The following is a 14549-nucleotide window of genomic DNA, read 5'->3' as shown; positions in this document are numbered from 1 at the left end:
ATAAAATATTATTCTAAACTAAATGGTAATTCTTTAAAATTAGCAACTTTATAAAGTGATAATTCTTTTAAAAACTTATCAACATTAGTACTTAAAACATTCACTTTAATAACTTTTGTTATATTATTTTTTTCAATAATATCTCATTTTTTATTTAAGAAATCATTATAATCTTTCACTGTTGAAAATTTAATTTCATAATTTTTCTTAGCAGAATTTTGTATTTCCTTAATTGATATTTCAGAAATTATTTTCCCTTTTTTAAAAATAGCAACTTTATCACATATATTTTCAATTTCGCCAAAAATATGGGAACTCATAAATATTGTTGCACCTTCATTTTTAGAATTTCTAATTAAAGTATTAAACCTTTCTTGCATTAAAGGATCTAAACCTGAAGTTGGTTCATCTAAAACTAAAACTTTTGGTTTATGCATAAAAGCTGAGATAATCGCTACTTTTTGTTTCATACCCTTAGACATTTTTTTAATTTTTCTTTTTGCATCAAGTTCAAAATAATTAATTAATTTTTCAACATATGCCCAAGAAATATTTTTTCTAATAGTAGCTACTGTCTTTAAATAAGAAATTCCTGACATATAATCAGGCAATGTTACTTCACCAGCTAAATAGCCAAGAGATTCCATAATTTTTGCCGATTCTTTTCAACAATCATAATCTAAAATATTTGCAAAGCCAGTATCAGATTTAATAAAACCTATCATTTGTCTAATAACAGTAGTTTTTCCAGCACCATTAGGACCAATAAAACCATAAACTTCACCTTTGTTGATTGAAAGATTAATATCAAAGCAACCAATATTTGGAGAATATTCTTTAGTTAAATTTTTTAATTTAATTATATTCATATTTCCTCCAAACTAAATTAATTCATGAAATTATTATAAACGAAAAAGGGGAAAATATAAATAATGATATGTTTCTCTTTTATAAGCGAATCTTTAATATACTTATTTTCAAGTTTTATAAAACATTATCATTTAATTAAATTAAATAATTAAACGTTTCCTAACTCACGAAAACGAAATGAAGTTTTATTTAATTTCTTTAACTCTCGTTTATTTAAAATATAAATAATTATTCCGGCAATTAAACCAACTAAAACACAAACGATAGCAATAATTAATAAAATTTGAATTCCCTGCAATGAATAATTTCGATGACCATCAACCACATAAGAATTATTTGGCAATTTTCCAATGGCTGAAGCAACATAATTAAATCAAGCATCTGGAGTAAAAGCAATTCAAGAAATTAATGATATTGTACTAGCATAACTGTTCTTTTCCATTGGTAATTCTCCAACTTGAACAAATCTTAACGTCAATAATGCTCAACCTACACAGCCAATAAACATAAAAAGTAAACACATTATAACTTGAAATAAAACTTGAACGAGGCTTTTTAATAATCTGTGTATCTTTGTTTTACAAAGTTACTAATTTAGATTAATTCTGTCTTCAAATTTTATCATAAAATGAGCAATTGCTGTATTTCAATTTTGAATAGGCAATGTTCATTTTTTTGTTATATTTTCAATTGCCAAGTAAAATATTTTGAAAACTGCCATATCATTAGGAAAAACTTTTTTATTTCTGATGATTTTTCGTAATTGACTATTAACAGATTCAATAGCATTTGTAGTATAAATCACTCTTTTGATTTCTACTGGATAACTAATAAAAACCATTAAATTATCTCAATTTTTATATCAAGATTTAGCAATTTGAGGATATTGTTTATTTCACTTATTTTCAAATGATTCTAAAGCCTGCATTGCTTGTTCTTCACTACATGCAGTATAAATTGGTTTTAAATCTGCAACTAGAGATTTTCTATGCTTATATGAGACATATTTAAAACTATTTCTAATTTGATGAACTATGCATAATTGATGTTCTGTTTTAAGATAAACTGATTGTATTGCTTCTGACATGCCTGTTAAATTATCACTACAAGCAATAAGAATATCATTTAAGCCATGATTTTTCATTTATGTTAAATTTGCTAATCAAAATTTAGAACCTTCATTTTCACTAATTCATAATCCTAAAACATCTTTTTTGCCTTCTAAATCAACTCCTAATGCTATATAAACTGATTTGTTAATAATCCGTTTATCTTGTCGTACTTTAACTACTATACAATCAAAATAAACAATAGGATAAATACTTTCTAATGGTCGATTTTGTCATGCTTTAACATCATCAATAACATCATCAGTAATTTGACTAATAACACTTTCACTAATATCAGCACCATGATATAACTCTTGCAACTGCATTCTAATGTCAGATAATGTCATTCCTTTTGCATACAAGGAAAGAACTTGTTGATCAAAACCATCAAATCTTCTTTGCCTTTTAGGAACTATTACAGGAGTAAAATTACTATTGCGATCTCTTGGTACATCAATTTCAATTTTACCTTGTTGAGTTATTAATTTTTTTGAACTTGTACCATTACGAGCATTTTCAGTAGTACTATGTTGATTTTTTTCATATCCTAAATAATTTTGCATTTCAGAATTCAACATTTTTTCAACTAATCTTTTTGTTAATTCTTTATATAAACCGCCAGATTTAAAAACTGTTGTTAAATCTTCAGTATTTTCTAGTAATAAATCTACTGCTTTTGATATTGGATCATTATTATTAAAGTTATCTTTTTTAGCCATCTGTAACTCACTCTTTCTAGTCATTTAATTATATTTACTAGAATTAATTAAACATAGTTATTTTTGTAAGTTACACAGATTACTAAACATTTCCACTTGAACTGCTTTTGATGACTGTAAAAATCAAGCATTACCTCAACCAGGGATAACTACATATAAAGAACATGCAATCATTCCAACTAATAATAAAAATATTAAACCCAAAACGTAAGACTTTCACTTATCAGCTCAACGACCAATTGGACTAGCAACTAAAAATCTTAAACCATATGACCGAATTCCACCAAGAATAGTTACTACACCAACAGTAACACCAACTTCTGTTAAAGCGTCCTTCATATAATATGCAAAAGTAGACTGGAACATGTACATCCCAAAAACAAAAATACCACAAAGTCAAACTCGCAAAAATTTCATTGGTTGAAATAGTGAAATTATTTTTTCTTTTCAAATAATTTCTGTTTCTTCACGTTTTTTATTAGGAATAAATATTCAAACTAATAATGCCATTATAAATACCATACCACAAATAAAATAAGCAAAAACTAAAAATGGTATTTTTGTAATAAAATCATTTTGACCATATTGATTTTGTAAATTTTTAGTTAAAATTGTTATTCCTGTTGCAATTCCAGCAATAAAAATTAAACCAAATAATCCCAAAACTGTGCCTTCAAGACCATAAGCAACACCTTGTTGTTCTTTTGTTACATTCTGTGATACTAATTTTCAAAGTGGTGCTCAAAAAAGTCCCGCAATCGAAATACCCCATATTGTATAAATAATATACAATTGAATCATTCGTATATTTTTATCCATATTAAGTTGAATTATTAACGTTCATCATAAACCACATAATCCAGTTATTATAAGTGATACTATCATTATTTTTTTTGCACTAAAACGATCAGTAAGTCAACCACCTGGAATTCTAGAAATAAGAGCAACAAAACCATAAATAGCAACAACAAAATCAAAATCATCTTGATTTAAATTAATATACTGATTAAAGTTGGGAATAATATATCGTAAATAAAGCACTCCACTAAAAACAAATAAATCAGATAAAGCTAAAATGCTAATAATCAAAATAGTTTTACTATCCAAGTCATGTGTAAAACTTTTTCAACATTTACTTAAAAATATCTTCATTATTTATTTTTCTGCTTTCATAATAATTTAGGATTATCACTAATATAGCCAGTTACTTGATTACCATATATTTCATTTATCTTCACGGCTTCTTCATCACTCTTAAATGTTCATATATTTAACGGTTTTTTTAATTTTTTTAACTTACTAATCATTTCAAAATCTAAAACTACGGAAATTGAAGGATGCAAATAATCAAAGTTTTTAATATACCTCTCACTAAAATCATTTTTATTTTCAAATAAATAACCTTTTTTCATAGGATATTTAATTCTTTTAACAATTTCGTTTAATAACTGGTGATTAAATGAAGAAACAATAATTTCGGCTTTACTTTTTTTTTCTAATTTTTTAATTTCTGAAAAAATAACCATTAATTGATTTGAAGTATATTTACGATTAATTTCTTCTTTAATTTCAACATTAATCATTTGATAATTTTTACTTAATTTTTCAATAAAATCATTAAATAATGGTGGAATTCATTCTTTATTATTTTTAAAAAATTCCAAATTAATAATTTCTTCATATAATAAACTACTAACCTCACTTTTATTATTGGCAATTCTTTCAAATGTATCATCATGAAAAATAATTACTTTATTATCTTTTGTTAATCGAATATCAAACTCTACTGCTTGGCAAATTTTCAAAGCATTTTGGAAATCAATGATTCGATTTTCACCTTCTGTAGAACGAAATCCACGATGTGCCACTAATAATGCCATAAAATAAACACCCCCAATATTCCTATACCTAATTATTTTACACTAGACTTGTTTTGTAATTAAAAAAGTACTTTGTGTTTCCCAAAAATTCAACTATAAAATTTTATTTTTTTAAGTTTAAGTAAAAATTAACAATTAAAATTAATATTTAATTAAGGAATAAGTCTAGTTGATAAATTATAATCATAAATATCATTATCTAAATTACTTGTAACTACAATACTATTATTTCATTCAACATTTTGTTTTGCTATTTTTTCATTAACTAACAATTGTTCAATAGTTTTATCTAATAAATTTAATTGTTCTAATTCTAAATTATTTGATATATCTTTTACAATTTCTTCACTATACACATCATCAAAAATTAAATTAGATGACAAATTTTCACTACTCATTACTGAACTTTGTTCTTCATTAACCATATATTCAAATTCTGCTTCCTCTAACAACTTATCTAATTCTGTTTCTTGTGTTTCTGAATAAAGTTGTAATTCTAAAACATCTCATGCAATATTTTTTATTTGTTCACTACACATATCATCACAATTAAAACTGCTTAAATCAAAATTTTGTTTTAAAGTAGAAACACGACCAGATTGCAATTCTTTTTGTTTTTGTTTTTTTTCTTTATGGCGTTGATATCATTTTTTATTATATTCTTTCATTTTTGCCTTTATCTCAGGCCTTTGAGTATACTCTCGTTTTTTTTCTTTATTTTGATGACATCATTTTTTATTATATTCTCGCTTTCTTGCCTTCACTTCAGATTTTTGAAAATATTCTTTAATTTTTTCTTTATTAAGTTGATATCTTTTTTCCTCATATTCTTTCCTTCTTGCTTTTACTTCGGGTCTTTGAAAATATTTTTTCTTTTTTGCTTTTACTTCAGATCTTTGATTATATTCTTTCCTTCTTATTTTTACTTCGGGTTTTTGTTCATATTCTTGCTTTCTTGCTTTCACCTCGGGCCTTTGAGCATATTCTTTAATTTTTTCTTTATTACGTTGATATCTTTTTTCCTCATGTTCTTGCCTCCTTGCTTTCACTTCAGGTCTTTGATCATATTCTCGTTTTTTTTCTTTCATTTCAGGTCTTTGCTCATATTTTTTTCTTCTTGCTTTGACTTCAGGTCTTTGAGTATACTCTCGTTTTTTTTCTTTATTAAGTTTATATAACATTTTTCTATATTCTTGTATTTTTTCTTTATTGCGTTGGTATCTTTTTTTCTCACATTCTCGCTTTCTTGCCTTCACTTCAGACCTTTGATCATATTCCCTTCTTCTCGCCTTTACTTCTGGTCTTTGAGCATACTCTCGTTTTTTTTCTTTATTTTTTTGATATAATATTTGACTTTTTTTTAATTTCTGTTCTAGCATAACTTCTTCATCATTTTGAAATGAAGAAGTTACATTAATAACTACACTTCCATTATCCATATTTTTGCCCTTCTAAATATAATTTTTTTGTTATTAAAATAAAAATATTTTATAATAAGATTCATACTTTTTATTATCTTTATTTTTCTTATATTCCTATGCTTTTTTAAGTAAAAACCTTAATTTAAACTTAAAAATATTATTAACAATTAAAATTAATTAAGGAATAAGTCCAGTTGATAAATTATAATCATAAATATCACTATCTAAATTACTTGTAACTACAATACTATTATTTCATTCAATATTTTGCTCCGCTATTTTTTTACCAACTAATAACTGTTCAATAGATTTATCTAATAAATTTAATTGATCTAATTCTAAATTATTTAATACATTTTTTATAACCTGTTCATCATACATATCATCAAAAATTAAATTAGATGACAAATTTTCACTACTCATTACCGAACTTTGTTCTTCATTAACCATATATTCAAACTCTATTTTCTCTAACAACTTATCTAATTCTGTTTCTTGTGTTTCTGAATAAAGTTGTAATTCTAAAACATCTCATGCAATATTTTTTATTTGTTCACTACACATATCATCACAATTAAAACTGCTTAAATCAAAATTTTGTTTTGAACTAAAAACATAATCAGATTGTAATTCTCTTTGTTTTTGCTTTTTTTGCTTATTAACTTGATATCTTTTTTTATCATATTCTCTTCTCCTTGCTTTCACTTCAGGTCTTTGTTTATATTCTTTTTGCCTTTCTTTATTGCGTTGATATCATAATTTACTATTTTTTAGTTCCAGTTCTTTATTAAGCTGATATCTTTTTTTATCATATTCTTGTTTTTTTGCTTTCACTTCAGGTCTTTGAGCATATTCTTGTTTTTTTTCTTTATTTTTTTGAAATAAATAAGGTACATTAATAACTACACTTCCATTATCCATATGCTTTGCTCCCCCTATAAACATAATTAATTTAATTTAAACTTTTACCACATTTTTTCTATCTATAAAAAATTATATTTATTTTTTAAATAAATAAAAGTCTTAGTTTAAACTTAAAAAAATTATTATTAATACTTTAAAATTAATTAAGGAATAAGTCCGATTGATAAATTATAATCATAAATATCACTATCTAAATTACTTGTAACTACAATACTATTATTTCATTCAATATTTTGCTCCGCTATTTTTTTACCAACTAATAACTGTTCAATAGATTTATCTAATAAATTTAACTGATCTAATTCTAAATTATTTAATGCATTTTTTATAACCCGTTCATCATACACATCGTCATAAATTAAATTAAATGAGAAATTTTCACTATTTAATAACAAATTTTGTTTTAGTGTTGGTTTACCAACTAATAACTGTTCAATAGATTTATCTAATAAATTTAATTGATCTAATTCTAAATTATTTAATACATCTTTTATAACTTGTTCATCATACACATTATTATAATTAAAACTACTCAATTCAAAATTTTGTTTTGAACTAAAAACACGATCAAATTGCAATTCTCTTTGTTTTTGCTTTTTTTGCTTATTAAGTTGATATCATTTTTTATCATATTATTGTTTTTTTGCTTTTACTTCAGGTCTTTGAGCATATTGCCGTATTCTTTCTTTATTAAGTTGATATCATTTTTGATTATTTTTTAGTTCCTCTTCCTTATTGGTTTTATATAATGTCTGTCTATATTCTTTTTTTCTTATTTTCACTTCACGTTTTTGAGCATATTCTCTCATTTTCAATTTTACTTCAGACCTTTGAGCATATTTTTTCTTTTTTGCTTTTACTTCAGGTCTTTGAGCATATTGCCGTATTCTTTCTTTATTTTTATGATATCACTCTCGATCATATTTTCTCCTTCTTTCCTTCACTTCAGGTCTTTGCATATATTCTCTTCTTCTCGCCTTTACTTCTGGCCTTTGAGCATATTTTTTCTTTCTTACTTTTACTTCAGGTTTTTGATTATATTCTTTTATTTTTGCTTTTATTTCAGGTTTTTGATCATATTTTTGTTGTTTTTCTTTATTAGATTGTTTATTAACTATTTCATTAATTTGAAATGAATAAACTGTATTAATAACTATACTTCCATTATTCATGTTTTTCCCTTCTAAATATAATTAATTAAATTTAATTTAAACTTTTACCACATTTTTCTATCTATCAAAAATTATATTTATTTTTTTTGATAAATAAAACTGTATTATTGTGAATTTTTTTTCAAATTCTTAATAAAATAAAAAATTTTATAGTATAAAATAACCATAAAATTTTTTATTTTTTATTATATTTTTAATTAAGTCTTGGAAAATATTACTAAAAAAGTAAAATTTAATTTCAAAATTAATTCATCATTAAAATTATTAATAACTAATTTTATCGTTTAGATTTATTGAAAGCAATACCCAATGCTTTTGGTGTTTTACTTCATTTTGATGTAAACACTAAAACTAATAAAGATGTTACAAAAGGCAATATATTCCATATATCAGAATTACTTGATATTCATTGAGGAATATTTGGTAAAAACGTAATTCTGGCACCTGTTGTTTCAACAATAGCAAATAAGGCAGCACCAATTGTAATCAATGGTACCCTTCATTGTCCAAAAATTAAAATAGCTAAAGCAATAAAACCATTTCCACTAACTGTTCCACGAAAAGTTTGACTGGCATACATTGGAAAAATACCACCAGCAATTCCTGCTAAAAAACCAGATAATAATACAGCAACATATCGTTGTTTAATAACATTAATTCCCGCAGCATCAACTGCATTGGGATTTTCACCAGTCGCAACATGATGTAATCCTCATTTAGTATATTTCAAAATAATAGCAATACTGACTAAAACTATAATTGCTAAAAATAAATATAAATTAAAAAATTCATTATTACCAATTTTTGGTAATTGATAAATATTTGTTAATGAAATAAAACCATTATTCCCTGGTAACTGAACAACAAAAACTGCAATTGCTGCTGCTAAAATATTAATTGCAACGCCAGAAATAATTTGATCAGATTTTAAAGTAACTGATGCAAAAGCATGGAAACAAGCAAATCCCATTCCCGCTAATCCACCTACTAATAAAGCAATAATTTGTGATCAATTACCTCAATTAACAGCTATATTTTTTCCAAATGAAGAAAAAGCAAGAGCACCAATCGTCATCATTCCTTCAATACCAATATTAACAACACCAGCACGTTCTGAAATTAATCCAGATAATGCACCAAGTACTAAAACAACAAAAATTAAACTAGAATGTTCAAGAATTATTTTGAGTGCTTCCATTAACTTTTTCCTCCTGTTCTTTCGGTTTTTATTTTCATAATTGCTTGTTGTTCATTTTTAAATATATCAGTAAATTTATTAATAAAAGTTGTCTTTTCAATTTCCGCTTTTTTAGTAAATTGTTTGGTTAATATATTAATATTACTATTAATTGGGATAATTTGACTTTTTAATTGCTGTTTGTTAATTTTATAATTTTTAATTAACTCTTTAACATTATTTTTATAATTAGTTTGAAGTTGATGTTTTGCTAAAATTAATTGTTTTTTTATTTTTTTATCATCAGTTTTAACTTTTTGATTTTTTAATGACTTTAATTCATCACTTAATTCTTGTTTCAATTTATTAATTTCTCGATAAAGATTTAATTTTAAGTCTTTTACTCTTGACTTATCTAATATTGCTTTTTGTTTTTTTAATAATGTTATTTCTCGAATTAAATCTTGCTTATAGTTATAAACATTATTTTCATATTTCATTTTTTCATTAATATACATATTTAAACTTTCACTATAAATCGTTTTTATTTCTTGTTGAAAATTATTTCAATTACCAATTTTACCTTTTTTTCAAATTGCATTATATTGTTTATATATATAATGATTTAAAGCTTTATTTTCTTGGAAAAATTGTGCTCAATTAACACCAACTTTATCATTTTTATTATTAATAACTGCTTGTAACTGTAAGTTGATATCACTATTAACTTTATTAATTTCTTGTGAAAGATTTTGTTTTAAATTTTTAACTTTTGACTCATAATCTGATAATGATTTATTATATTCTACCTTTAATTGTTCTTTATCAATTTTATATTTTTTAATTAATTCCTTAATTTCAATTTTATAAGTAATTTGAAGTTGACATTTTTTTAAAATTAATTGTTCTTTTAATTTTTTATCATTAGTTTTAACTAATTCATTTTTTAATGACTTTAATTCATCACTTAATTCTTGTTTCAATTTATTAATTTCTTGTGAAAGATTTTGTTTTAAATTTTTAACTACTGACTCATAATCTGATAATGATTTATTATATTCTATCTTTAAGTGATTAATTTTATTAATTTTATTATTTTTTTCTTTAATTAAATCTGATTTTAACTTATTATATTGTCTCTTTATTTTAAAATTTTCAATAAAATGATAGTACATCTTGGCAATAAAAATATTTGTAACTTTTCGTTTTTCTCCATCAAAGGCTATATTTAAATAACGAATTAAAAATTTAATTGGCTGTAAACGAGATAATAAAACTGCACAGGCAGCTGAATAAATAATAACACCAAAAATAATATCACCAGTTGCTGTTGGTAATGTTAATACTGAACCAATTGAACCACCGCTCTTAATTAAACCTCAAAGAAAAGCAGAACCCACAACACCTATTGGATTAATTTGACCAACTAAAGCAACAGCTATACTATCAAAACCAATAGTCGGCAAATCATCAGTTAAAAAACTAATTGAAGGATTTTTGGCAATGTAATAAATAACAGCCATTACTCCTGCTAATGCTCCTGAAATAACAAATGATGTTATGCAATAATGTTTATGATTAATACCACTATAAACCGCAGCAAATGGATTTAAACCTACTGTTCGAATTTTATAACCTAAAGTTGTTTTTTTCAATAAGAATCAAACTGTTATTATTAAAATAATAGAAATTAATAATGGTAGTATACAATTATAACCATTAATACTCATACTCATACTATCATGAATAGTTGCTGATGTTCCGTGATCAGCATCATATAAATCTTTATTGATTTTAAATAGTCATTTTACTAAATATCAAATTGTTCAATTTAATAAAATAGAAGTAACAACCTCATGAACATTAAAAAAAACTTTTAATAACACTGTTACCAACGCCACCAATATTGCTGCTAATACTCCAGCAAAAAACGCGCTAATTATAGCTAATGGTTGTGATAAGTCATAACGAACACCAATTGCGATAACAACAGCTCCTGCTGCTAACATTTGACCAGCAACTCCAATATTAAACATTCCTAAGCGGAAAGAAATAACTAGTGCTAATCCTGCTACAATATAAATTGCTCATCAAACTAAAGTATTATCTCAATTATTAGCTGGCCAACTTGTAAAAGCATATGTTAATAACAACTGAAAATAAGTAAAAGCATTTTGACCTGAACCAATTATAACAAAACAAGCAATAATTAATCCAAAAATAATGGCAAAAATTGAACCCTTAAATTTAGTAAGACTACTATTCATTTCTTTTGAACCAAGATATAAACGACTTCGTCGTTTTAAAAATCATGTTTTTTGTTTAAACATTATCTTCATTTCCTTCCATTAACATTTTTTGTCCTACCATCATTAATCCTAACTGTTCACGAGTAACATTTTTAGCACTAACATTACCAGTAATTTTACCAGCATGTAAAACAACAATTCGATCTGCTAATGACATAACTTCTGATAATTCATAAGAAATTAATAATACTGCATTACCTTCATTTTTTTCATCAAGAATACGACTATGAATATATTCAATAGCACCAATATCCAAGCCACGTGTTGGCTGAGCAACAACTAAAATTTTATGTTTTCTTGTTAATTCTCTACCAACAACCGCTTTTTGTTGATTACCACCCGACAAACCTCTAACTAAAGCAAAACCACTTTTACTACCACGAACATCATAATTATTAATAATATTTTGTGCATAAGATTGAATAGCTTTACTGCGAATCAAACCATGCTTAGAAAAAGGATATTCGCTAATATTTTGTAAAAACATATTATCAATAACATTATAATCTAAAACAAGTCCATATTTATGACGATCTTCAGGAATATGACTTAAACCATTTTTATATAAACTTTGAATTGAACTGTGTTTCATATTCTTATTACCAAAAAAAATATCACCTTTTTCTGGCTTAATTAAACCAGTAATTGCTGAAATTAATTCGGTTTGACCATTACCTTCAATACCAGCAATAGCCACAATTTCTCGTGACTTAACTTCTAAACTAAAATCAGAAAGACCCATTATTGATTTCTTATTACCAATTTTATGAACAAATAAATTATCAATTTTTAATAATACTGGCCCTAATACAACATTACCTTGATTTCTAATATCAACTAAATCTCTACCAACCATCAAAGTAGCAATTTCTTCTTTAGTTTTACTCTTAGATTCAAAAGTTTCAATAACTTTACCTAAACGAATTACTGTAACATTATCAGCAACTTGTTTAACCTCTTCTAATTTATGACTAATAAAAATAATAGTTTTACCATCACGTCTAAGTTCTTCAATAATTGTTAATAAACTAGTAATTTCTTGTGGTGTTAAAACCGCGGTTGGTTCATCAAGCACAATAATACTAGCACCACGATAAAGAACTTTTAAAATTTCAACACGTTGTTGCATACCAACACTAGCATTCTCAATTTTTAAATTAAGTTTAATGTCTAATTTATATTTTTTTGAAATTTCTAAAATTTTAGACTTAGCTTTTTTATAATTAATTCACTGTCATTTATGAACTGGTTCACTACCTAAAATAATATTTTGTAAAATAGTGAAGTTATCAACTAATTTAAAATGTTGATGTACCATTCCAATACCTAATTCACTTGCTCTAATTGGTCCTGATATTACTACTTCTTTACCATTAATTTTAATAATACCTTTTGTTGGTTGATATAGTCCAAATAAGATTGACATTAGTGTCGATTTACCTGCACCATTCTCACCAACCAAAGCATGAATTTCTCCTTTTTTAATTTTAATAGAAATATTATTGTTAGCAATAATAGTATCTAAAAAAACTTTAGTAATACCTTCCATTTCAACAGCATATTGTAAGTTCTGTTTTTCAATATTTACTTGCATTTTATCACCCCTCTTAATTATTTAAATGGATCATATTCTTTTTTAATACCATTAATTCAATAATGATCTTTTAAATTGAGTACTTTTTGTCATCCAGCAGAAATTTTATCTAATCAATTAGTAGTTTCTGTCATTAATGGTGTGTAAATATCTTTATCACCATCTTTAATTGCTTTATTTGGTGCTATTCCAGTAAAATTAGGTCCACCTCTGTATGGTGCATCATCAATAAATGTTTGATCGGCAGTTGGATCAGTTGGATGCTCTGGATTCTGATTAGTTTTACCAACTGATTTTCAGAGCATAAGTTTAATTGAACTAATTAAATCTTTTTCTGCAGAAGTAATAAATCTATCTGCAGATTGTGGATATTGAAGTTGTTGATCTGTATCAACACCAATAATTTTACCTTGACCAGATTTTTTTAATGATGATAAAGTATCTTCGGTTTGTGGTCCTGCTACTGGAAAAATAATATTAGTTTTTTGTCGAGCAAGATCATCATTAATTGCTTGTGAACCTTTTGAACCTTGAGTAAAATCACCACTAAATTGAGTACCTGAATTTATAAATTTAATATTTGGTAATGGTTCTTTAAAATCTGAATTTAAAATTTTAACTCATGATATTAATTTTTCTTCATCTTCTTTATTTTTAAATTTATTATTAAAAAACTGTATGGCTCAATAATAACCATACATATAATTAGTAACTGCTGGAATATCAAGTCCACCATAGGTTGACATTTTTAAATTATCAAGTCCACCATATTGATTAGCATGAGCAGTTAACCATATTGCCCCTGCCAATCCGGCTAAAAAGCCTGATTGTTCTGCTTTGTAAAGTAAACCAGCCAATTGCTTATTAGATTTTGGTACTTCTTTATTTGGAGTATCACCATCAATAAAAATAAATTTCACTTTATGTTTTAAAATAGTATTTTGTGCTTTAACCAAAGCATTATGATGTAAAAATCCTGAAGCAATAATTACTTTACTATTTATGAAAACGGCTTTATTATATGATGTCATTAAATCATCAGTATTAGTTAATTGGGGATTATCTCAAGAAACCTCAACTCTTTTATTTTTATATTGAGGATCAACATAATCACTATGTGTTCAATCATTAAACTCTTGTTTAAACTTGAGAGAAGCATTATATGATGATTCATTAAAAGAAGCATCATTAATAGTATGTCCATCAGTTACAACAGTTATTCGATAAATATTTGGATCATTAAACTGACTATTGCAAGCAATGATTGGTAATATCATTATTACTGACAATGATATTGCACTAAATACAGTAAAAATTTTACGCATACTATTATATTCCTCCTACAAATATATATAAATATTTATATAAAAAAAA

The 14549-nt window shown here is 25.1% G+C and carries 12 protein-coding genes and 1 pseudogene; all 13 read right to left on the bottom strand.

Features of this window, described 5'->3' with window-relative positions; all coding sequences use genetic code 4:
- Positions 1 to 8 precede the first annotated feature (8 nt).
- Positions 9 to 869 carry an ATP-binding cassette domain-containing protein gene (locus AACK94_RS00920; protein ID WP_338975835.1) on the bottom strand — a complete coding sequence of 287 codons (861 nt, stop codon included), beginning with the start codon at positions 867 to 869 and terminating at the stop codon, positions 9 to 11.
- 149 nt (positions 870 to 1018) lie between these two features.
- On the bottom strand, positions 1019 to 1393 hold the full coding sequence (locus AACK94_RS00915) for a hypothetical protein (RefSeq protein WP_338975833.1): 375 nt from the start codon (positions 1391 to 1393) through the stop codon (positions 1019 to 1021).
- A 66-nt stretch (positions 1394 to 1459) separates the two neighbouring features.
- Positions 1460 to 2698: pseudogene (locus tag AACK94_RS00910) on the bottom strand (IS256 family transposase).
- A 57-nt stretch (positions 2699 to 2755) separates the two neighbouring features.
- Positions 2756 to 3850: an MFS transporter gene (locus tag AACK94_RS00905; protein ID WP_338975832.1), complete on the bottom strand. Its 1095-nt coding sequence runs from the start codon at positions 3848 to 3850 to the stop codon at positions 2756 to 2758.
- Positions 3850 to 4578, bottom strand: a complete 729-nt coding sequence (locus tag AACK94_RS00900; RefSeq protein ID WP_281748966.1) for a glycerophosphodiester phosphodiesterase family protein — start codon at positions 4576 to 4578, stop codon at positions 3850 to 3852. Before AACK94_RS00900 ends, AACK94_RS00905 begins: the two co-directional genes overlap by 1 nt.
- Before the next feature lie 152 nt (positions 4579 to 4730).
- Complete coding sequence (locus tag AACK94_RS00895; protein WP_338975831.1) at positions 4731 to 6017, bottom strand: hypothetical protein; 1287 nt, start codon at positions 6015 to 6017, stop codon at positions 4731 to 4733.
- A 159-nt stretch (positions 6018 to 6176) separates the two neighbouring features.
- Positions 6177 to 6920: a hypothetical protein gene (locus AACK94_RS00890; RefSeq protein WP_338975829.1), complete on the bottom strand. Its 744-nt coding sequence runs from the start codon at positions 6918 to 6920 to the stop codon at positions 6177 to 6179.
- Between the two features lie 146 nt (positions 6921 to 7066).
- Positions 7067 to 7501: a hypothetical protein gene (locus AACK94_RS00885; RefSeq protein WP_338975828.1), complete on the bottom strand. Its 435-nt coding sequence runs from the start codon at positions 7499 to 7501 to the stop codon at positions 7067 to 7069.
- Positions 7502 to 7555: 54 nt separating this feature from the next.
- Positions 7556 to 8095, bottom strand: a complete 540-nt coding sequence (locus AACK94_RS00880) for a hypothetical protein (RefSeq protein ID WP_338975827.1) — start codon at positions 8093 to 8095, stop codon at positions 7556 to 7558.
- A gap of 277 nt (positions 8096 to 8372) precedes the next feature.
- Positions 8373 to 9293: an ABC transporter permease gene (locus AACK94_RS00875; RefSeq protein WP_338975825.1), complete on the bottom strand. Its 921-nt coding sequence runs from the start codon at positions 9291 to 9293 to the stop codon at positions 8373 to 8375.
- Complete coding sequence (locus AACK94_RS00870; protein WP_338975824.1) at positions 9293 to 11602, bottom strand: ABC transporter permease subunit; 2310 nt, start codon at positions 11600 to 11602, stop codon at positions 9293 to 9295. Before AACK94_RS00870 ends, AACK94_RS00875 begins: the two co-directional genes overlap by 1 nt.
- Positions 11595 to 13175 carry an ABC transporter ATP-binding protein gene (locus tag AACK94_RS00865; protein WP_338975823.1) on the bottom strand — a complete coding sequence of 527 codons (1581 nt, stop codon included), beginning with the start codon at positions 13173 to 13175 and terminating at the stop codon, positions 11595 to 11597. Before AACK94_RS00865 ends, AACK94_RS00870 begins: the two co-directional genes overlap by 8 nt.
- Before the next feature lie 17 nt (positions 13176 to 13192).
- On the bottom strand, positions 13193 to 14500 hold the full coding sequence (locus AACK94_RS00860) for a BMP family ABC transporter substrate-binding protein (protein ID WP_338975822.1): 1308 nt from the start codon (positions 14498 to 14500) through the stop codon (positions 13193 to 13195).
- Positions 14501 to 14549 lie beyond the last annotated feature (49 nt).

The organism is Spiroplasma endosymbiont of Monopis laevigella (assembly GCF_964019975.1).
Taxonomy (GTDB): domain Bacteria; phylum Bacillota_I; class Bacilli_A; order Mycoplasmatales; family VBWQ01; genus Spiroplasma_E; species Spiroplasma_E ixodetis_A.
The sequence above is the reverse complement of the archived record's forward strand: the minus strand, read 5'-3'. Positions and strand labels throughout refer to the sequence as shown.